Here is a 21423-nt window from a genome sequence, read left to right on the forward strand (position 1 = left end):
GTGAGGACCTCACTGATGTTCAGCACTGTTCTGGTGGCGAACCGGGGCGAGATCGCGGTCCGGGTCATCCGCACCCTGCGGCAGCTCGGCATCCGCTCCGTGGCCGTCTTCAGCGACGCCGACGCGGACGCCCGCCACGTACGGGAGGCCGACACGGCCGTCCGCATCGGCCCGGCCGCGGCCGCCGAGAGCTACCTCTCGGTGGAGCGGCTGCTGGATGCCGCCCGGCGCACCGGCGCCGAGGCCGTCCACCCCGGCTACGGCTTCCTCGCCGAGAACGCCGCCTTCGCACAGGCCTGCGCCGACGCCGGCCTCGCCTTCATCGGGCCGCCGGCGAGCGCCATCTCCCTGATGGGCGACAAGATCCGCGCCAAGGAGACCGTGAAGGCGGCGGGCGTGCCCGTCGTACCGGGCTCCTCGGGCAGCGGCCTGACCGACGCCGAACTGGTCTCCGCCTCCATGGAGATCGGTATGCCGGTGCTGCTGAAGCCCTCGGCGGGCGGCGGCGGCAAGGGCATGCGGCTGGTGCGCGACGAGGCGGTGCTGGCCGAGGAGATCGCGGCGGCCCGCCGCGAGGCGCGGTCCTCCTTCGGCGACGACACGCTGCTCGTCGAGCGGTGGATCGACCGGCCGCGGCACATCGAGATCCAGGTGCTGGCGGACGCCCACGGGAACGTGGTGCACCTCGGCGAGCGCGAGTGCTCGCTGCAGCGCCGCCACCAGAAGGTCATCGAGGAGGCGCCCTCGGTCCTGCTCGACGAGAAGACCCGTGCGGCGATGGGCGCGGCGGCGGTCGACGCGGCCCGCTCCTGCGGGTACGTGGGCGCGGGCACGGTGGAGTTCATCGTCCCGGGCGGTGACCCCTCCTCGTACTACTTCATGGAGATGAACACCCGCCTCCAGGTCGAACACCCGGTGACGGAGCTGATCACCGGACTGGACCTGGTGGAGCTCCAGCTCCGGGTGGCGTCCGGCGAACCGCTGGGCTTCGACCAGTCCGACGTGACGCTGACCGGGCACGCCATCGAGGCCCGCGTCTGCGCGGAGGATCCGGCGCGCGGTTTCCTGCCGTCCGGCGGCACCGTCCTGGCCCTGACCGAGCCCTCGAGCGGTGCGGTGCGCACGGACTCCGGGCTGACGGCGGGCGTGCCGGTGGGCTCGACGTACGACCCGATGCTGTCGAAGGTCATCGTCCACGGCCCGGACCGGCCGACGGCCCTGCGCATGCTGCGCGCGGCCCTGGCCGACACCGTGATCCTGGGCGTCCAGACCAACGCGGGCTTCCTGCGCAGGCTGCTGGCGCACCCGGACGTGGTCTCGGGCGACCTGGACACGGGCCTGGTCGAGCGCGACCTGCCGTCCCTCCTGCCGGAGGGGGTCCCGGACGAGGTGTACGCCACGGCGGCCCTGCTGGCGCAGCCCCTTCCGGGAGCGGACCGCAACGGCTGGACCGACCCGTTCGACGCCGCCAGCGGCTGGCGCCTGGGCGGCACGCCCGCGTGGACCGTGCACCACTTCCGCCTGCCGGGCCAGGACCCGGTCACCATCGAAACGCGGCTCAGCGCAGCGGGTTCAGCCTCGCGGGCGTCTGAGGTGCGGGGTCCGGGGCAGAGCTCCGGCGCACCGGCCCGCGGCCGGATCCTCAGCCGCACCCCGGACACCGTCACCGTCGAACTCGACGGCGTCACGCACCGCTTCAGCCACGCCGCCTCCCCGGAGGGGACCTGGCTCGGCCGCGACGCCGACAGCTGGCACGTCCAGTCGTACGACCCTGTCGTGGCGAACCTCGGCGGAGCCGGACACGGCGGCGCGAACACCCTCGCCGCCCCCATGCCCGGCACCGTCACCGTGGTCAAGGTGGCCGTCGGCGACACGGTCACGGCCGGGCAGAGCCTCCTGGTCGTCGAGGCGATGAAGATGGAGCACGTCATCTCCGCCCCGCACGCCGGCACGGTCACCGAGCTGGACGTCACGCCCGGCACCACCGTCGCCATGGACCAGATCCTGGCCGTCGTCACCCCGGACGAGGAGGAGGCCGCGTGAACAGGCTGCCCATGAACGTCCCGGCCCCCGGCCTCCCGGCCCGGGTCCGCATCCACGAGGTCGGCGCCCGCGACGGCCTGCAGAACGAGAAGACCGCCGTCCCCACGGCCGTCAAGGCGGAGTTCATCCACCGCCTCGCGGCCGCCGGACTGCGCACCATCGAGGCCACCAGCTTCGTGCACCCCAAGTGGGTGCCCCAACTGGCCGACGCGGAGGAGCTGTTCCCGCAGCTCGCCGACGTCGGGGCGGAGCTGCCCGTCCTCGTCCCCAACGAGCGCGGCCTCGACCGCGCCCTCGCCCTCGGCGCCCGGCGCATCGCGGTCTTCGGTTCGGCCACCGAGACCTTCGCCTCCCGCAACCTCAACCGCACCGTGGCCGAGTCCCTCGCCATGTTCGAGCCGGTCGTGGCCCGGGCCAAGGAGGGTGACGCACCGGCGCACGTGCGCGGCTACCTCTCCATGTGCTTCGGCGACCCCTGGGAGGGTCCGGTCCCGGTCCACCAGGTCGTCTCCGTGGCCAAGGCCCTGCTGGACATGGGCTGCGACGAGCTGAGCCTCGGCGACACGATCGGCGTGGCCACGCCGGGCCATGTCCGGGCGCTGCTCGCCGCGCTGAACGAGGCCGGTGTCACGACCGACCGGATCGGCGTGCACTTCCACGACACCTACGGCCAGGCCCTGTCCAACACCCTTGCCGCGCTCCAGCACGGGGTGACCACCGTGGACGCCTCCGCAGGCGGCCTCGGCGGATGCCCGTACGCGAAGAGCGCCACCGGCAACCTCGCGACCGAGGACCTGGTGTGGATGCTCGACGGCCTCGGCATCGAGACCGGGGTCGACCTGGCCGCCCTCACCGCCACGAGCGTGTGGATGGCCGAACAGCTGGGACGCCCCAGCCCCTCCCGTACCGTCCGCGCCCTCTCCCACAAGGAGTAGTCACACCATGTCCCTCGACCACCGGCTCACCCCTGAGCACGAGGAACTCCGCCGCACCGTGGAGGCGTTCGCGCACGACGTCGTCGCCCCGAAGATCGGCGACCTGTACGAGCGGCACGAGTTCCCCTACGAGATCGTCGCCGAGATGGGCCGCATGGGCCTGTTCGGCCTGCCGTTCCCGGAGGAGTACGGCGGCATGGGCGGGGACTACCTCGCCCTCGGCATCGCCCTGGAGGAGCTGGCCCGCGTCGACTCCTCGGTCGCGATCACCCTGGAGGCCGGGGTCTCCCTCGGCGCCATGCCGATCTACCTCTTCGGCTCCGAGGAGCAGAAGCAGCAGTGGCTGCCGAAGATGTGCTCCGGCGAGATCCTCGGCGCCTTCGGCCTGACCGAGCCGGGCGCCGGCTCCGACGCGGGCGGTACCCGCACCACCGCCGTCCGCGAGGGCGACGAGTGGGTGATCAACGGCTCGAAGTGCTTCATCACCAACTCCGGTACGGACATCACCGGTCTGGTCACGGTCACCGCCGTGACGGGCCGCAAGGCGGACGGCCGCCCGGAGATCTCCTCGATCATCGTCCCGTCCGGCACCCCGGGCTTCACGGTGGCCGCCCCGTACTCGAAGGTCGGCTGGAACTCCTCGGACACCCGCGAGCTGTCCTTCGACGGCGTACGGGTGCCCCTCGCCAACCTGGTGGGCCAGGAGGGCCGCGGCTACGCGCAGTTCCTGCGGATCCTCGACGAGGGCCGCATCGCCATCTCGGCGCTTGCGACCGGTCTCGCGCAGGGCTGTGTCGACGAGTCGGTGAAGTACGCCAAGGAGCGGCACGCCTTCGGCAAGGCGATCGGCGACAACCAGGCCATCCAGTTCAAGCTGGCCGACATGGAGATGCGCGCCCACATGGCCCGCATCGGCTGGCGCGACGCGGCCTCGCGGCTGGTGGCCGGGGAGCCGTTCAAGAAGGAGGCGGCGATCGCGAAGCTGTACTCCTCGACGGTCGCCGTCGACAACGCGCGCGAGGCGACCCAGATCCACGGCGGCTACGGGTTCATGAACGAGTACCCGGTGGCCCGGATGTGGCGGGACTCCAAGATCCTGGAGATCGGCGAGGGCACGAGCGAGGTCCAGCGCATGCTGATCGCCCGTGAACTGGGCTTCGCCGCCGGCTGACCCGAACGCACCGCCGCCCGGCGCGGGTGCCCGCACCCGCGCCGGAGCCGGCGCCTCCTCGGCCGCCTCCTCGGACGCCCGCGCGGCCGCCCCTGCGCCTCCGCGCCTCCGCACCCCCGCGCCTCCGCGCCTCCGCGCCTCCGCGCCTCCGCGCCTCCGCGCCGACGAGCATCTTCGCTCCGCCCCGGAGGCCCCTGAGGCCCCAAAGCGCCCGTACCTGCTGCGTCCTGCTCCCCGGAACGACGACCGGCAGCCGCAGGGCGGCATGCCGTTCCGCGCCCTCCCCGGTGGAAGGCCGCCGGATCCGTCCCCGGCATGATGATGCCCGGTCGGCCCGCGACGCCCGCGCCGTCACCACTGCCCCGGCGGACGTGCCCCACCTCGCGAGAAGTGATCCACCTCACGGATGGATCTTGCCCCGCCTCTGGACATACCCTTAGGTTAGGCTAACCTTCTCAGCGAACGGCCCAGCGGCCACCCTGCACGCACGAAAGCAGACATCGACATGCCCAAGTCCCGCACCTCCTCCTTCACTCGCCGCGGCTTCGTCGCAGCGGGTGGCGCCCTCGGCCTCGTCGCGGTCCTCGCCGCGTGCGGTGGCACCGACAAGGCGAAGGGTGACGGCGGCAAGGACAACGGCGCCGCGGCCGCCGGTGCCTGGACCTTCAAGGACGACCTCGGCAAGGACGTCAGCAGCCCGGCCAAGCCGAAGAACATCGTCGCCTTCACCGGCACCGCCGCCGCGCTGTACGACTACGGCGTCACGGTCAAGGGCGTGTTCGGCCCGACCAAGACCGCCGACGGCAAGCCCGACGTCCAGGCCGGCTCGCTGGACATCTCCAAGGTCGAGATCCTCGGCAACGTCTACGACGAGTTCAACGTCGAGAAGTTCGCGGCCCTCCAGCCCGACCTGCTGGTCACCAACAGCTGGGACGGCACCTACTGGTACGTGCCGGAGGCCTCGAAGGACAAGATCCTCGGTCTCGCCCCGCACGCCGCGATCAAGGTGGGCGGCGACGTCACCCTCGACAAGGCGCTGGAGCGCACCGCGGAGCTCGCCAAGTCCCTGGGCGCCGACCTGAACTCCAAGAAGACCGTGGACTCCAAGGCCCGCTTCGAGGCCGCCGCCGCGAAGGTGCGCGAGGCCACCAAGGCCAACCCGGGCGTCAAGGTGCTCGTCGGCTCCGGCTCGGACGCGCTCTTCTACGCCTCCACCCCGGACACCTCGGCCGACCTGAAGTACTTCAAGCAGCTCGGCGTCGAGTTCGTCACCCCGGACAAGCTGGACGAGGGCGGCTTCTTCGAGGGCCTCAGCTGGGAGAACGCCGGCAAGTACAAGGCCGACGTCATCCTGCTCGACAACCGCACCGGCACCCTGCAGCCCGAGCAGCTGAAGGACCGGCCGACCTGGGCCGAGCTGCCCGCCGTCAAGGCCGGTCAGGTCACCCCCCGCGTGACCGAGCCCATCTACTCGTACGACAAGTGCGCGCAGATCCTCGAGGACCTCGCGAAGTCCATCCAGAACGCCAAGAAGGTCAGCTGACCCCGGGCGCCCGGTGACCCCGGGCGCCACGCAGGCCGTTCCGACTTCCAGGGGGACCTCTCCGCATGACCGACACCGCATCCGACGCCGCCCCGGCCGTCGCCCACTTCCGGTTCTTCGAGCTCGAAGTGGTCCGCACGCTCCGGCTCGGCCACTCGTTCCTGCGGGTCACGTTCGGCGGGGAGTCCCTCGAGGGATTCCGCTCGGGCGGCTTCGACCAGAGCCTGTCGCTCTTCCTGCCCGCGTCCGGACGCGAGCACACGGTGCTCCCGTCCACGGACGAGGACACCTGGTTCGCCGCCTGGCGCGCGATGCCGGACGAGGAGCGGCCGGTGATGCGCTCCTACACGGTGCGCGAACAGCGCCGTACGCCCGAGGGTGCGGACGAGGTCGACATCGACTTCGTCCTCCACGGGGACACCGGCCCGGCGTCCCGCTGGGCCGGGCAGGCCGTGGCCGGCCGCCGGATCCTGGCGATCGGACCGGCCGTCGCGGAGAACAAGTCCGTACGCTTCCAGCCGCCGGCCGACACCGACGCGATCTGGATGTACGCGGACGAGACCGCCCTGCCGGCCGCGGCCGCGATCCTGGACCGGCTGCCCGCCGGGACCGGCGTCAGGGCCTGGTTCGAGGTCCCGCACGAGGACGACCGGATCGAGCTGGCGGCGCCCGCCGACGCGGACATCACCTGGATCGTGCGCGAGAGCGAGGGCCGGGAGCGGACGGAGCAGGTGCTGAGCGTGCTGCGCGCGGCCGGACCGGTTGCCGCCGAAGCCCCGTACGCCTGGCTCGCCGGCGAGGCCGGCACGATCCGCTCGGTGCGCCGCCACTTCGTGCAGGAACGATCCGTCGACCGCCGCGCGGTGCGCTTCACCGGCTACTGGCGACTCGGCGCGAGCGAGGAGCAGCTCCTCGCGGAGGCGTACGCGGGCAAGGCTCCGAGCGAGGACCCGACGTCCGAGCTGTAGCCAACTCGCATTCACGGCAGACCAGTTGAGATGGGCCCTGGCTTTCCAGCCAGGGCCCATCTGTATTTGGCCAATCGATAAGGTTAGGCTAACCTAAACGACGCACGCCACACCCCCGCCCCCTTCTGCCCCTGCCCGGAGGAAAGTTGATGCGCTCGCATCTGCTGAACGAGACGACCGCGGACCTCTACCGGCGCTCCGTCACCGAGGGCGTCGACCGTGTCGCCGCCAAACTCGCGACCACGGAGCGGCCCCACACCGGTATATCCGTCGACGAACTCGCCCCGGTCATCAACGGAATCGACCTGGACAAGCCGCTCGAGGACGCGGCCGCCGTCCTGGACGAGCTGGAGGACGTCTACCTGCGCGACGCGGTGTACTTCCACCACCCGCGCTACCTGGGCCACCTCAACTGCCCGGTCGTCATACCCGCCGTGCTCGGCGAGGCGATCCTCTCGGCCGTCAACTCCTCGCTCGACACCTGGGACCAGTCCATCGGCGGCACGCTGATCGAGCGCCGCCTCATCGACTGGACCACCGAGCGCATCGGCCTCGGCCCGGCCGCGGACGGCATCTTCACCTCCGGCGGCAGCCAGTCCAACTTCCACGCCCTGCTCCTCGCCCGTGACGAGGCCTGCCGGCTCGTCATGAAGAAGGCTCTCGACGAGGGACGCGAGCTCACCAAGGCCGAACTCCTGCCGAAGCTGCGCATCTTCACCTCCGAGGCCAGCCACTTCAGCGTCCAGAAGTCCGCCGCCATGCTCGGACTCGGCTACGAGGCCGTCATCTCCGTCCCGGTCGACCGCAACCGCCGGATGGACACCGCGGTGCTCGCCCTGGAACTGGAGGAGTGCGCCGCCGAGGGCCTCTTCCCGATGGCCGTCGTCGCCACCGCCGGCACCACCGACTTCGGGTCCATCGACCCGCTCCCCGAGATCGCCCGCCTGGCCGACGAGCACTCCGCGTGGATGCACGTGGACGCCGCCTACGGCTGCGGACTGCTGGTCTCCCCGACCCGCCGGCACCTCCTCGACGGCATCGAGCGCGCCGACTCGGTCACCGTCGACTACCACAAGTCGTTCTTCCAGCCGGTCAGCTCCAGCGCCATGCTGGTGCGCGACCGCGACACCCTCAAGCACGCCACGTACCACGCGGACTACCTCAACCCGCGCCGCATGGCCGAGGAGCGCATCCCCAACCAGGTCGACAAGTCCATCCAGACCACGCGCCGGTTCGACGCGCTCAAGCTCTGGGTGACCCTGCGCGTCATGGGCGCCGACGGTGTCGGCTCGCTCTTCGACGAGGTCATCGACCTGGCCGCGGCCGGCTGGGACATCATCGACGCCGACCCGCGCTTCGAGGTCGTCGTCAAGCCGCAGATCTCCACCCTCGTCTTCCGCTACGTCCCCCAGGACGGCGAAGACATCCGCGCCGACCTGGTCGACGAGGCCAACCTGCACGCCCGCAAGGCCCTGTTCGCCTCCGGTGAGGCCGTCGTGGCCGGCACCAAGGTGGACGGGAAGCAGTACCTGAAGTTCACCCTCCTCAACCCGCAGACCACGACGGCCGACATCACCGCCGTCCTCGACCTTCTCGCCGCACATGCCGAGCAGTTCCTGGGAGAATCCCTTGCCCTCCACCGCTGAGACCCACGACTTCATCGGCATCGGCGTCGGTCCGTTCAACCTCGGACTCGCCTGCCTGACCGCCCCGCTCGACGAGATCGACGGCCTCTTCATCGAGTCGAAGCCGCACTTCGAGTGGCACGCCGGGATGTTCCTGGACGGCGCGCACCTGCAGACGCCGTTCATGTCGGACCTGGTCACGCTCGCCGACCCGACCTCGCCCTTCTCCTTCCTGAACTACCTGAAGGACAAGGACCGGCTGTACTCCTTCTACATCCGGGAGAACTTCTACCCGCTGCGGGCCGAGTACAACGACTACTGCCGCTGGGCCGCCGACCGCCTCGACAACGTCCAGTGGTCCACCTCGGTCACCGAGGTCACCTACGACGAGCAGGCCGGCCTGTACGAGGTCCGCACGGACAAGGGCGAGACCCACCGGGCCCCCCGCCTGGTCCTGGGCACCGGCACCCCGCCGCACGTCCCGCAGTCCTGCGAGAACCTCGGCGGCGACTTCCTGCACAACTCCGCCTACATGCAGAACAAGGCGGAGCTGCAGAAGAAGAAGTCGATCACCCTCATCGGCTCCGGCCAGAGCGCGGCCGAGATCTACTACGACCTGCTCGCCGAGATCGACGTCCACGGCTACCAGCTCAACTGGGTCACCCGCTCGCCGCGGTTCTTCCCTCTCGAGTACACGAAGCTGACCCTGGAGATGACCTCCCCCGAGTACGTGGACTACTTCCACGCGCTCCCCGAGGACACCCGGTACCGGCTGGAGACCCAGCAGAAGAACCTCTTCAAGGGCATCGACGGCGACCTGATCAACGCCATCTTCGACCTGCTCTACCAGAAGAAGGTCAGCATGCCGGGCGCGGTCCCGACCACCCTGCTGACCAACACCTCCCTGAACAGCACCGCGTACGACACCACCACGGGCACGTACACGCTGGGGCTGCGCCAGGAGGAGCAGGAGCGCGACTTCTCCCTCAGCTCCGAGGGCCTGGTGCTGGCCACCGGCTACAAGTACACCTTCCCGGAGTTCCTGAACCCGGTGCGGGACCGCCTGAACTTCGACGGCCACGGCCGTCTCGACGCCGCCCGCAACTACAGCATCGACACCACGGGCCGCGGGGTCTACCTGCAGAACGGCACCACCCACAACCACTCCCTCACCTCGCCCGACCTGGGCATGGCGGCGTACCGGAACGCGTACATCGTCGGTGAGCTCCTCGGCCGCGAGCACTACAAGGTCGAGAAGTCCATCGCGTTCCAGCAGTTCGCCGCCCCGGAAGGCACCCTCTGATGAGCACCACCGAACTCCTCTACTCCCGCACCGACAAGGAACTCGGTTCCTTCGCCGTGCGCCCCCTGGACCCCTTCGCCGACGCGGAGCTGCTCCACGGCTGGGTCACGCACCCCAAGGCGTCGTTCTGGATGATGCAGGACGCCTCCCTGCCGGACGTCGAGCGCGAGTACATGAGGATCGCCGCCCACGAGCACCACCAGGCCTTCATAGGCCTGCACGAGGGCCGCCCCGCCTTCCTGATGGAGACCTACGACCCCTCCGAGCTGGAGCTGGTCGGCCTCTACGACGCCCTGCCCGGCGACGTCGGCATGCACTTCCTCGTCGCCCCGAGCGACACCCCGCTGCACGGCTTCACCCGCGCGGTCATCACCACGGTGATGGCCGCGGTCTTCGCCGACCCGGCCACCGAGCGCGTCGTGGTCGAGCCGGACGTCGCCAACACCGCCGTGCACGCACTGAACGAGGCCGTCGGCTTCGTGCCGGAGCGCCGGGTCACCAAGCCGGAGAAGGAAGCCCTGCTGAGCTTCTGCACCCGCGCGCAGTTCGAGGCCGCCACGGCCGTCCAGGAGGTCCGCGCATGAGCCTCGCCGACGCCGTCGCCCACCTCTCCCCCCAGCTGTGGGCCCGCGCCAACCGCGCCCTCGTCCGCAAGGGCCTCGCGGAGTTCTCCCACGAGCGCCTGCTGTCCCCGAAGCCGCTCGGCTCCGGCCTCTACTCGGTCCTGAGCGACGACTCCACCGTGGAGTACCGCTTCAAGGCCGTCCTGCACGCCCTCGACCACTGGTCGGTCGACGAGGCCTCCATCACCCGGCACCGGGACGGCGCCGAGCTGGAGCTGGACGCCCTCGACTTCCACATCGAGCTGCGCGAGTCCCTGGGCCTGAGCCCCGAGGTGCTGCCCGTCTACCTGGAGGAGATCTCCTCCACCCTGGCCGGCACCGGCTACAAGTACACGAAGCCGCAGATCTCCTCCGACGTCCTCGCGAAGTCCTCCTTCCAGGACATCGAAACCGGCATGACCGAGGGCCACCCCTGCTTCGTCGCGAACAACGGCCGGCTCGGCTTCGGGGTGCACGAGTACCTCTCGTACGCCCCGGAGACCGCCAGCCCCGTCCACCTGGTGTGGGTGGCCGCCCGCAAGGACGTCTCCACCTTCACGGCGGGCGCGGGCCTGGACCACGACTCCTTCATGCGCGAGGAGCTCGGCGAGGAGACCATCGGCGTCTTCGCGGAGCGGATGACCGCGCTGGGCCTGGACCTGGCCGACTTCCACCTCTTCCCCGTGCACCCCTGGCAGTGGTGGAACAAGACCACGGTCACCTTCGCGGCCGAGATCGCGAACCACCGGCTGGTGCTGCTGGGCGAGGGCCCGGACGAGTACCTCGCGCAGCAGTCGATCCGCACGTTCTTCAACCGGAGCGCTCCGGAGAAGCACTACGTGAAGACGGCCATCTCGGTCCTGAACATGGGCTTCATGCGAGGCCTGTCGGCCGCGTACATGGAGGCCACCCCGGCCATCAACGACTGGCTGCACCAGCTGATCGAGGGCGACGAGGTCCTGAAGTCCGTGGACTTCTCGATCATCCGCGAGCGTGCGGCGATCGGCTACCACCACCGCCAGTACGAGCGCGCCACCGACCGGTACTCCCCGTACCGCAAGATGCTGGCCGCCCTGTGGCGCGAGTCCCCGGTCAACCGGATCGAGGGCGACGAGCGCCTCGCCACGATGGCCTCGCTCCTGCACGTGGACGCCGAGGGCAAGTCCTTCGTCGGCGCGCTGATCGCGGAGTCGGGCCTGACCCCGGCCGAGTGGCTGCGCCACTACCTGCGCGCCTACCTCGTGCCGCTGCTGCACTGCTTCTACCAGTACGACCTCGCGTACATGCCGCACGGCGAGAACACCATCCTCGTCATCGAGGGCGGCCTGGTGAAGCGGGCGATCTTCAAGGACATCGCCGAGGAGATCGTCATCATGGACGCGGACGCGGTGCTGCCGCCCGCGGTCGAGCGCGTCCGGGCGGACATCCCCGAGGACATGAAGCTCCTGTCGATCTTCACGGACGTCTTCGACTGCTTCTTCCGCTTCCTCGGCGCGATCCTCGCCGACGAGGGCATCTGCGACGAGGACACCTTCTGGCAGGCGGTCGCGGACTGCGGCCACGAGTACCAGGAGTCCATGCCGCAGCTCGCGGAGCGCTTCGAGCGGTACGACCTGTTCGCGCAGGAGTTCCAGCTGTCCTGCCTGAACCGCCTCCAGCTGCGCAACAACAAGCAGATGGTCGACCTCGCCGACCCGGCGGCGGCCCTGCAGCTGATCGGCAACCTCAAGAACCCCGTCGCGGCCTTCGCCCGGCGGTGACACACGGGGCGGGGGAGGCATCGATACGGTCCCTCGGCGCCTCCCTCTCCCCACCCCCGAAGTCCCGACGGCGTGACCGCGAAGCACCATGGCCCTCTTCGCGGTCACGCCTTCGTGTTCCTCCTTTTACGGCCAGGGGACGTCCGGCGCCCGGAAGAATCCGATCCCCTGCGCGTCCAGCCGGGGTGCCTGCGCGGCCAGCCGGCGGCCGTACGAGGCCCAGTCGAGCGCGGCCGCCGGTGACCAGCCCAGTTCCGCCAGGCCCATGACCCGCGGGAACGCCATCAGCTCCCACTCCGCCCGCGTCGCGACGTTCTCGGTCCACAGCGGGGCCTCCACCCCCAGGACGGAGGACTCCGGCACCCCGGCGAGGTACGCCCCCGGGTTCCAGGAGTAGGCCCGCTGCACCGGTACGTACCCCGCCCACGCCAGGCCGGGCTTCGTCGCCGCGTCGTACTTCATGTCCAGGTACAGCCGGTCCGCCGGCGACAGGATCAGCGGGTGCCCCGCCTTCGCCGCCGCCACCACGGCCGCCCTGTCCGCCGCCGGGGTCTTGTCGTGGCCCCAGTACTGGAGCACGGAGCCCCGCGCCGGGCGGGCCGTCGCCAGCTGGTGCCAGGCGACCACCGTCTTGCCGTACCGTCCCACCACCGCCTGGGCCCGGTCCATGAAGGCCGCGTAGTCCGCCGCCGGCGTCGCGTGCGCCTCGTCGCCGCCGATGTGCAGGTAGCGGCCGGGCGTCAGCCCGGCCAGCTCGCCGAGCACCTCGTCGATGAACTCGTAGGTCCGCTCCTTGGCCACGCACAGCGAGCTGAAGCCGACCTTGGTCCCGGTGTACCGCTCCGGGGCCTTCCCGTCGCAGTTCAGCTCGGCGTAGGAGGCGAGCGCCGCGTTCATGTGCCCCGGCATGTCGATCTCGGGGACCACGTCCACGTACCGCTGCCCCGCGTAGGCCACCAGCTCCCGGTACTCGTCCTTCGTCCAGTGGCCGCCGGGCCCGCCGCCGACCTCGCTGGCGCCCCCGTACTCCGCGAGCCGCGGCCAGGAATCGACGGCGAGGCGCCAGCCCTGGTCGTCGGTCAGGTGCAGGTGCAGGGTGTTGACCTTGTACTGGGCGAGCTGGTCCACGTACCTCTTCACCTGCTCCACCGAGAAGAAGTGGCGCGCGATGTCGACCATGGCCCCCCGGTACGCGAAGCGCGGCCGGTCGGTGACCGTCCCGCCCGGCACCGTCCCGGGACCGGTCGCCGGCACCAGCTGGCGCAGCGTCTGGCCCCCGTGGAACAGCCCGGCCGGCGTCCGCGCGGTGAGGGTGATCCCGCTCGGGCCGGACTCCAGCCGGTACCCCTCGTCGCCCACCTCCTGGGCGCCTTCGTCGATCCTGAGCCGGATCCCGTCCCCCTGCGCCCCGTCGACCACCGGCAGCGGCAACCCGCTCGGGCCGCGCAGCTGCTCGGCGAGGAGCTCGCCGACCCGGCGGACCTCCTCGTCCGGGCGGCCGGTACGGATGACCGTGCCGGGCCCGAAGGAGTAGCCGGGCCCTTCGGCGCGCGCCGAGACGGGCGCCGGCAGCAGCCGTTCGAAGGGGGCGAGGGCCGCGGGCGGGTCGTCCCCGGGTCTGGCGTCGTCGCCGTGGGCCGGGGCGCAGGCCGTGACCATGGCCGGGGCCGCACCGAGGGCGAGGAGGGCGCCGAGCGTGCGTCGCAGGACTCTCATGCGCACAGGTATAGGCCAAGCGGGCCGCGACGTCAGGTGCGGTCACCGAGGACGGGCGGAAATCATCCGAAGGAGGTCACTCCGGGCGCTCCACTGGTCCAGACCAGAGGGATCCTGCCCGGAATCGGGCAGGATCTTTGCGTTCGCCGCCGCAAGACGCCACTATCTACGGGTGCTCGATCGCCGCCCGTCGCATGACGACCTCGTCGACCACCTGGTGCGCAGCACCGCGCTGCAGCGCGGTGAGGCCGCCCGGGTGGTACTGGACGTGCTCGCCTACTTCGACGAGACGACCGAGGAGTTCGTCCGCCGCCGCCACCGGGAACTGCAGTCCGGCGGAGCGGTCAACGCGGAGATCTTCGAGCGGATCGCGGCCGAACTGCCGCACCGCGCCGTGGCGCCGCCGGAGCTCTCGCTCCGGCAGTTGCGCCGCATCGTCTACGGCTGAACCTGCCGCCGCACCCGCGGCCGCGAGCGAGTACACGAACCGAACTTCAGGAGGGGCTAAACCGTATGTGCGGAATCGTCGGTTACATCGGCAAGCGTGACGTGGCACCGCTGCTGCTCGAAGGTCTGCAGCGGCTGGAGTACCGCGGATACGACTCCGCGGGCATCGTCGTGAACAGCCCGAAGGCCTCCGCCCTCAAGGTGGTCAAGGCCAAGGGCCGGGTCCGCGAGCTGGAGTCCCGCGTCCCCAAGCGCTTCGCCGGCACCACCGGCATCGCCCACACCCGCTGGGCCACGCACGGCGCCCCGAGCGACATCAACTCGCACCCGCACCTGGACGCCGAGAACAAGGTCGCCGTCGTCCACAACGGCATCGTCGACAACGCCTCCGAGCTGCGCGCCAAGCTGGAGGCCGACGGCGTCGTCTTCGTCTCGGAGACCGACACCGAGGTCATCGTCCACCTGATCGCCCGCTCCGAGGCCGAGTCCCTGGAGGACAAGGTCCGCGAGGCCGTCAAGGCGATCGAGGGCACCTACGGCATCGCCGTCATGCACGCCGACTTCGCCGACCGCATCGTCGTCGCCCGCAACGGCTCCCCCGTCGTCCTCGGCATCGGCGAGAAGGAGATGTTCGTCGCCTCGGACGTCGCCGCCCTGGTCGCCCACACCCGCCAGGTCGTCACCCTCGACGACGGCGAGATGGCCACCCTCAAGGCCGACGACTTCCGCACCTACACCACCAGCGGTGCCACCACGACCGCCACCCCGGAGACCGTGGAGTGGGAGGCCGCCTCGTACGACATGGGCGGTCACGACACCTACATGCACAAGGAGATCTCCGAGCAGCCCGACGCGGTCGACCGCGTGCTGCGCGGCCGGATCGACGACCGCTTCAACACCGTGCACCTGGGCGGCCTGAACCTGGACCCGCGCGAGGCGCGCGGCATCCGCCGGGTCAAGATCCTGGGCTGCGGCACCTCGTACCACGCGGGCCTCATCGGCGCCGGCCTCATCGAGGGCATGGCCCGCATCCCCGCGGACGCCGAGCCGGCCTCCGAGTTCCGCTACCGCAACCCGGTCGTGGACCCCGACACCCTCTACATCGCGGTCTCGCAGTCCGGTGAGACGTACGACGTGCTCGCGGCGGTGCAGGAGCTCAAGCGCAAGGGCGCCCGCGTCCTCGGCGTGGTCAACGTGGTCGGCTCCGCCATCGCCCGCGAGGCCGACGGCGGCGTGTACGTGCACGCCGGCCCCGAGGTCTGCGTCGTCTCCACCAAGTGCTTCACCAACACGGTCGTGGCCTTCGCGCTGCTGGCCGTACACCTGGGCCGCATCCGGGACCTCTCGGTCACCGACGGCAAGCGGATCATCGAGGGCCTGCGCAAGCTGCCCGCGCAGATCCAGGAGATCCTCGACGGCGAAGAGGACATCAAGAAGCTGGCGGCCCAGTTCGCCGAGGCCAAGTCGATGATGTTCATCGGCCGGGTGCGCGGCTACCCGGTGGCGCTGGAGGCCTCCCTCAAGCTGAAGGAGATCTCCTACATCCACGCCGAGGCCTACCCGGCCTCCGAGCTCAAGCACGGTCCGCTGGCGCTGATCGAGCCCTCGCTGCCGACGGTCGCGATCGTCCCGGACGACGACCTGCTGGAGAAGAACCGCGCGGCGCTCGAGGAGATCAAGGCCCGCAGCGGCCGGATCCTGGCGGTCGCGCACCGCGAGCAGGAGAAGGCGGACCACACCATCGTGGTACCGAAGAACGAGGACGAGCTGGACCCGATCCTGATGGGCATCCCGCTCCAGCTGCTGGCGTACCACACGGCCCTGGCCATGGGCCGGGACATCGACAAGCCGCGCAACCTGGCGAAGTCGGTCACCGTCGAGTAATCGCCGTACCCCGACAGCGGAGAACCCCCGTGCTCACCGCGCACGGGGGTTCTCCGCTGTCCTGCCCTGCCGGTCAGCCCGCGGCGACCGCGCCGCTGCGGGCCTTGCCGAAGGCCATCGGCCAGTGGGCGAGGGCGGCGGTGGCTCCGTACCAGGCCAGGAGTCCGCCGACCGCGGCCACCCAGCCGGCCACCTTGGCCAGCATGCTGTTGCCGGCGAAGGCACCTATCGCCAGCAGCAGCAGGGAGAGGGTGAACAGCCCGTACACGCCCTGCCCGAAGAGTCCGCTCGCCGCGCCCACGGTGAGGGTGAGGCCGAGGAGGGCGAACAGGACGAGGAACGATCCGGCGGCGTCCGCCGAAACCTTTCCGTCGGCTCCCGCGGCCCAGGTGAACCAGAAGGCCCCGAGTCCCGCGAACGCCGTGCCGTTGAACCCGTTGCCGCCGCGGAATTCGAGGACTCCGAGGACGAACAGGGCCAGACCGCCGACGTAGGTCGCGAGCGACACGGAGCTGGCAGCGGACACACCGTCGATGACACCGGTGTGGCCGATACCGAATGCGAGAAGGGTGAGACCCAGGGCGATGTGCCCGAGGGTCGAAGTCGAGGCCGTGCTTCCCGCAGAGACACCATTGTCCACGGCGGGCTCCCTTCGATCTGCAGTTGTTTGCTGCGTCCCAGCAGCATTTATCTACCCTTTACACAGGGACACAACCGCACAAGCGCCTTAACAGGCGGTCACGGAATGAAAACGGCGAGCGATCGGATCGGCCACTCGTTCGAGGGAACGTCACGAAATCCGGGCGGACGGCGAAGGGCACGGCCTTACGGTCGCGGCATGACGACACCACGAGTGGCCGAGGACGCCAGGCACTCCGCCCGGTACACCTTCAGGCTTCGGGTGTCATCCGCCGCCCACGCTTCTCTACTGGGGGAGTGGGACCGGATCCGGTGGATCTGGAACGAGTGCGTCGCCAAGTCCAAGCAAGTCCACGCATGGAACAGGACCAGGCCCGAGGGCACGGACAAGCACACCTGCGGCCCCGCGCAACTCGACAAAATGTTGACCGAAGCCCGGCAGGCGAACGCCTGGCTGAGAGACGGGGCCTCTGTCCCGCAGCAACAGCTGATACGCGACTTCGGCAGGTCCAGGGCCAAGGCACAGAAGGACATCAAGGACCGCCTGCCCATGGCGCGTCGGGCCGGGATGCCCAAGTACAAGAAGGTCGCCCGGCAGCGGCGACCACGACGTCCTTGCGGTGGAGAATTTCCGGCCGAAGTTCCTCGCGAAGACCACCATGGCCAGGAAGGCAGCTGACGCCGCCATCGGCGCCACCAAACAAGCCTTGATCGAAATGGGCCGCAAGCACGGACGCGCCGTGCACCTGGTACACCCCGCGCACACCACGATGGACTGCGCGCAGTGCGGAGCGAGAGCCAAGCACGCACTGCCGCTGGGAGAGCGCACATACACCTGCACCGCGTGCGGAGCAGTGTCCCCACGGGACAAGAACTCCGCGCGCGTGATGCTCGTCCGGGCAGGTCTGATCCCGGTTGGTACTGATCGTGGAAGACCTCTCGGGGCGCCGCCCCGGGAGGCTGCGTGAGCCAGGAATCCCCTTCCCACAGGGAGGGGAGCAGTCAAGGAATGACAACGACCGGTCGCTGTGCGCGCTTGGCCAGTCGGCCGGCGACCGATCCGAAGATCCGGCCCACGATCCCGTGCGTCGAGCCGACCACGATGGCGTCGGCCGAATACTCCCGGCCGACCTCCTCCAGCTCATGGCAGATGTCACCACCCCGCTCGACCAGGATCCACGGCACTTCGGCCAGATAGTCCGCGCAGGCGAGCTCCAGCCCGAGCACCTCGGTGCGGTGGTCCGGCACGTCGACGAAGACGGGCGGCTCGCAGCCGGCCCACACCGTGGTGGGCAGCCGGTTGGCGACATGGACGATGATCAGACCTGATCCTGAGCGACGGGCCATGCCGATCGCATAGGCGAGCGCGCGCTCGCTGGAGGTGGATCCGTCGAATCCCACAACGACGCCGTGCCGGAAGGCCGGATCGCAGTGCACGCGTGTCTGTTCCACCGCGCGCAGATCGGCGGCCGACGCGGGGTCGACGACGCGTTTGCGCTTGCGGTCCGCGGGTTCGGAGAATTCGTGACCGGCCATGGGTGTCTCGGCGAAGAGGTCCTTGGAGGAAGCAACAGGGGCGAAATCGGCGACGCAGTGTGACGGAGCTCTGTCCGGGAAGCATCTTCCCAAGCCCATACCCACCAGGGTACGGCGACACTCCTGTCCTGCACAGGGCATGCCGCCCTTGGAGAGCGTCCCAGGGAGCATGCCGGAGCGAACGCGCCTTGGCAATGACCACTGTCCCCTACAGCCAGTGACGAGTCCGGGCGTTGCCACCCGTGCGCGCAGTGACCGAGCCCTGCCGCCGGGCGTTGGGACATGCGTCCGACCAACAGGTAAGAGCCCGCAGGGAGCACGCCGTGCCCGGTCATCCGGTTCACCCCGTCCAGCCAGCTCGGCCGACGCAGTCCGTCCGGTCCCTCCACGACGCGGACGCGGTCCCGCACTTCACCCCGTCCCCCCGCTCACCTCTTCACCCGTCCGGGCGTCGCGGCGGACACCCCCATGACGACCCCGCGGGTGACGTCGTGCGCTGGGCCGCCTTCAGCTGTCTGCTCGTCCCCGTGGTCCTCGTCGTCTACGGAACCTCCTTCGGCGGGGCGGCCGTCGCGACCCTCGGCCTGCTCGCCGTCACGGCCGCGTGCCGGGTCCTGCTGCGGCACTCGGAGCGGACGGCCGCCCGGGTGCGGGCGCAGGAGCCGCTCGCACCCGCCGGCCGCCGCCGGCATTCGCGCGGCGGAGCCGGGATGCGCCGCACCTGCCGGGGCTCCGACCCCGCCTCCCCGCACGACTGACTCATTCGCACACCCACACACGCATGTTTTCAGCCAACTTCCCGGCAGGTTGGCCTGCTTGCCGGAATGTCCCCCCGCCCCCCTCACCACCAGCGACGACGGACCCCGGGGGGCGTTCTGGCCCTACCGGTACTGGCCATGGCCGGGCGGCACGCTTCCCGTTCGGGTAGCGGAGTGGAACGCTTCCTGATCGAATGCTTTTCGCCAAGTTGAGAAGTCGACATAGCGCTGCGTGCTGAACTTGTCACGCCGACACCACGGGACGCAGTAGATTCGATCATGTATTTACGGCGGGGGATCCACGTGCAAGGCCGAGGGGAAACGTGCAGGTGCGACCAGACCAAGGAGTCGCGACACCCAAGGGGGGCTTAGCGCCATGAGCCAGGATTCCACCGCCGTCGTCACAGACGCCGGCCGGAAGCTCGCGGGGCGTCGCCGCAGGGAGATCGTCGCGGTGCTGCTCTTCAGCGGCGGACCGATCTTCGAGAGCTCCATTCCACTTTCCGTGTTCGGCATTGACCGGCAGGACGCGGGAGTTCCACGCTATCGATTGCTCGTGTGCGCCGGTGAGGACGGTCCGCTCAGGACCACCGGCGGGCTCGAACTGACCGCGCCATACGGGTTGGAGGCGATCGCCCGGGCAGGGACGGTCGTCGTTCCCGCCTGGCGCTCCATCACTTCACCACCGCCACCGGAGGCGCTCGACGCACTGCGTCTGGCGCACGAGGAGGGGGCCCGGATCGTCGGACTGTGCACGGGAGCCTTCGTGCTCGCCGCCGCCGGTCTGCTGGACGGCCGGCCCGCGACGACGCACTGGATGTACGCGCCGACGCTGGCCAAGCGGTACCCGTCCGTCCATGTCGATCCGCGCGAACTGTTCGTCGACGACGGCGACGTGCTCACGTCCGCCGGCACGGCGGCCGGAATCGATCTGTGCCTGCACATCGTGCGCACGGACCACGGCAGCGAGGCGGCCGGGGCCCTGGCCCGCAGGCTCGTCGTGCCGCCGCGCCGGACGGGCGGCCAGGAACGCTATCTCGACCGGTCGCTGCCGGAGGAGATCGGCGCCGACCCGCTGGCCGAAGTCGTCGCCTGGGCACTGGAACACCTCCACGAGCAGTTCGACGTGGAGACCCTCGCCGCCCGCGCCTACATGAGCAGGCGCACCTTCGACCGGCGGTTCCGCTCGCTCACCGGCAGCGCTCCGCTGCAGTGGCTGATCACCCAGCGGGTGCTCCAGGCACAGCGGCTGCTGGAGACCTCCGACTACTCGGTCGACGAGGTCGCCGGACGCTGCGGGTTCCGTTCGCCGGTCGCCCTGCGGGGTCACTTCCGGCGGCAGCTGGGGTCCTCCCCGGCCGCCTACCGCTCCGCCTACCGGGCACGGCGGCCGCAGGCCGAGGTGGCACAGGTGGCCGAGATCAACGCGGGTCCGGTTCCGCACCAGCGCACTCCGCAGCCCCACCGGGCGGCGGCGGCCCTGGCCGCGGCGGGTCCCACGGTGACGGAGCTCTACGCCCCGGGCCGGGCGCTGCGGGAACACGCGTAGCCGCTCTCCGGGTACGACGCACGAAGGTCCTCCATCGGTCACCGCCGATGGGGGACCTTCCGCATATGCGGTCCGCGCCGTGAGGGACCGCATAAGGTGGGACACATGAACGATCGCATGGTGTGGATCGACTGCGAGATGACCGGGCTCTCGTTGACGGACGACGCACTTATCGAGGTGGCCGCACTGGTCACCGACTCGGAGCTCAACGTGCTCGGCGAAGGCGTGGACATCGTGATCCGCCCGCCGGACGCCGCCCTGGAGACCATGCCCGACGTGGTGCGCGAGATGCACACCGCCTCCGGCCTGCTCGACGAACTGGCCGGGGGGACCACTCTCGCGGACGCCGAGGCACAGGTCCTGGCCTACGTGCGGGAGCACGTGAAGGAACCCCGCAAGGCGCCGCTCTGCGGGAACTCGGTCGGCACCGACCGCGGCTTCCTGCTGCGCGACATGGCCGCGCTCGAGAGCTACCTCCACTACCGGATCGTGGACGTCTCCTCGGTCAAGGAGCTGGCGCGCCGCTGGTACCCGCGGGCGTACTTCAACAGCCCGCCGAAGAACGGCAACCACCGGGCGCTGGCGGACATCAAGGACTCCATCACCGAGCTGCGCTACTACCGGGAAGCGGTCTTCGTGCCGCAGCCCGGGCCCGACTCGGACACGGCCCGGAGCATCGCCGCCAAGCACGTCGTGCCGGGCGCGTAGCTCCTGCCGCCGGACCTCCGGAGGGGGGCGCCGGGAAAGGAGGGAGCGAGCACCCTCCCGGACCCTGTACCCTTTTCTTCGGCCGGTCGGTTTTCCGACCGGACATGGTGGGTGTAGCTCAGTTGGTAGAGCACCTGGTTGTGGTCCAGGTGGCCGCGGGTTCAAGTCCCGTCACTCACCCTGAAGAAAGGCCCCGGTACGCGAAAGCGGACCGGGGCCTTTCGCATGCCGCGGCC

General features: G+C 70.3%; 17 protein-coding genes, 1 tRNA gene and 1 pseudogene. 16 read left to right on the plus strand and 3 right to left on the minus strand.

Annotated features, from left to right (window positions below; genetic code table 11):
• Positions 1-15: 15 nt before the first annotated feature.
• The 9 genes from OG444_RS14625 (at position 16) to OG444_RS14665 (ending at position 11950) form a co-directional block, all read left to right on the plus strand.
• Positions 16-2043, plus strand: coding sequence for an ATP-binding protein (locus tag OG444_RS14625; protein ID WP_327262598.1), 2028 nt, complete (start codon positions 16-18; stop codon positions 2041-2043).
• Positions 2044-2054: 11 nt separating this feature from the next.
• The gene (locus OG444_RS14630) at positions 2055-2978 is read left to right on the plus strand and encodes a hydroxymethylglutaryl-CoA lyase (protein ID WP_327266780.1); all 924 of its coding nucleotides are present in this window, start codon (positions 2055-2057) and stop codon (positions 2976-2978) included.
• 7 nt (positions 2979-2985) lie between these two features.
• Positions 2986-4149, plus strand: a complete 1164-nt coding sequence (locus OG444_RS14635; RefSeq protein WP_327262599.1) for an acyl-CoA dehydrogenase family protein — start codon at positions 2986-2988, stop codon at positions 4147-4149.
• A gap of 505 nt (positions 4150-4654) precedes the next feature.
• Entirely contained in the window at positions 4655-5692 is a 1038-nt protein-coding gene (locus OG444_RS14640) for an ABC transporter substrate-binding protein (RefSeq protein ID WP_327262600.1), read from the plus strand.
• 65 nt (positions 5693-5757) lie between these two features.
• The gene (locus OG444_RS14645) at positions 5758-6660 is read left to right on the plus strand and encodes a siderophore-interacting protein (protein WP_327262601.1); all 903 of its coding nucleotides are present in this window, start codon (positions 5758-5760) and stop codon (positions 6658-6660) included.
• 149 nt (positions 6661-6809) lie between these two features.
• Positions 6810-8306: a pyridoxal phosphate-dependent decarboxylase family protein gene (locus tag OG444_RS14650; protein WP_327262602.1), complete on the plus strand. Its 1497-nt coding sequence runs from the start codon at positions 6810-6812 to the stop codon at positions 8304-8306.
• Positions 8263-9588 (plus strand): lysine N(6)-hydroxylase/L-ornithine N(5)-oxygenase family protein, encoded by a 1326-nt coding sequence (locus tag OG444_RS14655; RefSeq protein ID WP_442810524.1) that lies wholly within the window; start codon positions 8263-8265, stop codon positions 9586-9588. Before OG444_RS14650 ends, OG444_RS14655 begins: the two co-directional genes overlap by 44 nt.
• On the plus strand, positions 9588-10172 hold the full coding sequence (locus tag OG444_RS14660) for a GNAT family N-acetyltransferase (protein WP_327262604.1): 585 nt from the start codon (positions 9588-9590) through the stop codon (positions 10170-10172). Before OG444_RS14655 ends, OG444_RS14660 begins: the two co-directional genes overlap by 1 nt.
• Positions 10169-11950 carry an IucA/IucC family protein gene (locus OG444_RS14665; protein WP_327262605.1) on the plus strand — a complete coding sequence of 594 codons (1782 nt, stop codon included), beginning with the start codon at positions 10169-10171 and terminating at the stop codon, positions 11948-11950. The genes OG444_RS14660 and OG444_RS14665 overlap by 4 nt, the downstream gene beginning before the upstream one ends.
• A 126-nt stretch (positions 11951-12076) precedes the next feature.
• Here OG444_RS14665 and OG444_RS14670 read toward each other — a convergent pair whose 3' ends face one another.
• On the minus strand, positions 12077-13666 hold the full coding sequence (locus OG444_RS14670) for a beta-N-acetylhexosaminidase (RefSeq protein ID WP_327262606.1): 1590 nt from the start codon (positions 13664-13666) through the stop codon (positions 12077-12079).
• Positions 13667-13838: 172 nt separating this feature from the next.
• Between OG444_RS14670 and OG444_RS14675 the strand changes: the two genes are divergently transcribed.
• Both OG444_RS14675 and glmS read left to right on the plus strand, forming a co-directional pair.
• The gene (locus OG444_RS14675) at positions 13839-14114 is read left to right on the plus strand and encodes a hypothetical protein (RefSeq protein ID WP_030008735.1); all 276 of its coding nucleotides are present in this window, start codon (positions 13839-13841) and stop codon (positions 14112-14114) included.
• 65 nt (positions 14115-14179) lie between these two features.
• On the plus strand, positions 14180-15997 hold the full coding sequence (gene glmS / locus OG444_RS14680) for a glutamine--fructose-6-phosphate transaminase (isomerizing) (protein WP_327262607.1): 1818 nt from the start codon (positions 14180-14182) through the stop codon (positions 15995-15997).
• Between the two features lie 73 nt (positions 15998-16070).
• Here the strand turns inward: glmS and OG444_RS14685 are convergent, their stop codons facing one another.
• Positions 16071-16637 carry an acetate uptake transporter gene (locus tag OG444_RS14685; protein ID WP_327262608.1) on the minus strand — a complete coding sequence of 189 codons (567 nt, stop codon included), beginning with the start codon at positions 16635-16637 and terminating at the stop codon, positions 16071-16073.
• Positions 16638-16835: 198 nt separating this feature from the next.
• Between OG444_RS14685 and OG444_RS14690 the strand changes: the two are divergent.
• A pseudogene (locus OG444_RS14690) lies at positions 16836-17604 on the plus strand (zinc ribbon domain-containing protein).
• 34 nt (positions 17605-17638) lie between these two features.
• Here OG444_RS14690 and OG444_RS14695 read toward each other — a convergent pair.
• Positions 17639-18172: a universal stress protein gene (locus OG444_RS14695; protein ID WP_030008732.1), complete on the minus strand. Its 534-nt coding sequence runs from the start codon at positions 18170-18172 to the stop codon at positions 17639-17641.
• 491 nt (positions 18173-18663) lie between these two features.
• On the opposite strand from OG444_RS14695, the gene OG444_RS14700 reads away from it, so the two are divergent.
• The 4 genes from OG444_RS14700 to OG444_RS14715 all read left to right on the plus strand — a co-directional run bounded on the left by OG444_RS14700 (position 18664) and on the right by OG444_RS14715 (position 21367).
• Positions 18664-18930 carry a hypothetical protein gene (locus OG444_RS14700; RefSeq protein ID WP_327262609.1) on the plus strand — a complete coding sequence of 89 codons (267 nt, stop codon included), beginning with the start codon at positions 18664-18666 and terminating at the stop codon, positions 18928-18930.
• Between the two features lie 376 nt (positions 18931-19306).
• Entirely contained in the window at positions 19307-20479 is a 1173-nt protein-coding gene (locus OG444_RS14705) for a helix-turn-helix domain-containing protein (protein WP_327262610.1), read from the plus strand.
• Between the two features lie 105 nt (positions 20480-20584).
• Positions 20585-21187 (plus strand): oligoribonuclease, encoded by a 603-nt coding sequence (gene orn / locus OG444_RS14710; protein WP_030008729.1) that lies wholly within the window; start codon positions 20585-20587, stop codon positions 21185-21187.
• Positions 21188-21294: 107 nt separating this feature from the next.
• Positions 21295-21367 (plus strand) — tRNA-His (locus OG444_RS14715).
• The last annotated feature ends 56 nt before the right edge of the window (positions 21368-21423 follow it).

The sequence above is a fragment of the Streptomyces sp. NBC_01232 genome, from assembly GCF_035989885.1.
Classification (GTDB): Bacteria; Actinomycetota; Actinomycetes; order Streptomycetales; family Streptomycetaceae; genus Streptomyces.

What these genes read in the sequence shown, in the direction of transcription:
- OG444_RS14640 (WP_327262600.1), top strand. Translation starts at nt 4,655, where the DNA reads ATGCCCAAGTCCCGCACCTCCTCCTTCACTCGCCGCGGCTTCGTCGCA.
- OG444_RS14695 (WP_030008732.1), bottom strand. Translation starts at nt 18,172, where the DNA reads ATGGCCGGTCACGAATTCTCCGAACCCGCGGACCGCAAGCGCAAACGC.
- OG444_RS14670 (WP_327262606.1), bottom strand. Translation starts at nt 13,666, where the DNA reads ATGAGAGTCCTGCGACGCACGCTCGGCGCCCTCCTCGCCCTCGGTGCG.
- OG444_RS14665 (WP_327262605.1), top strand. Translation starts at nt 10,169, where the DNA reads ATGAGCCTCGCCGACGCCGTCGCCCACCTCTCCCCCCAGCTGTGGGCC.
- OG444_RS14645 (WP_327262601.1), top strand. Translation starts at nt 5,758, where the DNA reads ATGACCGACACCGCATCCGACGCCGCCCCGGCCGTCGCCCACTTCCGG.
- OG444_RS14650 (WP_327262602.1), top strand. Translation starts at nt 6,810, where the DNA reads ATGCGCTCGCATCTGCTGAACGAGACGACCGCGGACCTCTACCGGCGC.
- orn (WP_030008729.1), top strand. Translation starts at nt 20,585, where the DNA reads ATGAACGATCGCATGGTGTGGATCGACTGCGAGATGACCGGGCTCTCG.
- OG444_RS14635 (WP_327262599.1), top strand. Translation starts at nt 2,986, where the DNA reads ATGTCCCTCGACCACCGGCTCACCCCTGAGCACGAGGAACTCCGCCGC.
- OG444_RS14655 (WP_442810524.1), top strand. Translation starts at nt 8,263, where the DNA reads ATGCCGAGCAGTTCCTGGGAGAATCCCTTGCCCTCCACCGCTGAGACC.
- OG444_RS14630 (WP_327266780.1), top strand. Translation starts at nt 2,055, where the DNA reads ATGAACGTCCCGGCCCCCGGCCTCCCGGCCCGGGTCCGCATCCACGAG.
- OG444_RS14660 (WP_327262604.1), top strand. Translation starts at nt 9,588, where the DNA reads ATGAGCACCACCGAACTCCTCTACTCCCGCACCGACAAGGAACTCGGT.
- glmS (WP_327262607.1), top strand. Translation starts at nt 14,180, where the DNA reads ATGTGCGGAATCGTCGGTTACATCGGCAAGCGTGACGTGGCACCGCTG.
- OG444_RS14705 (WP_327262610.1), top strand. Translation starts at nt 19,307, where the DNA reads ATGAGCCAGGATTCCACCGCCGTCGTCACAGACGCCGGCCGGAAGCTC.
- OG444_RS14625 (WP_327262598.1), top strand. Translation starts at nt 16, where the DNA reads ATGTTCAGCACTGTTCTGGTGGCGAACCGGGGCGAGATCGCGGTCCGG.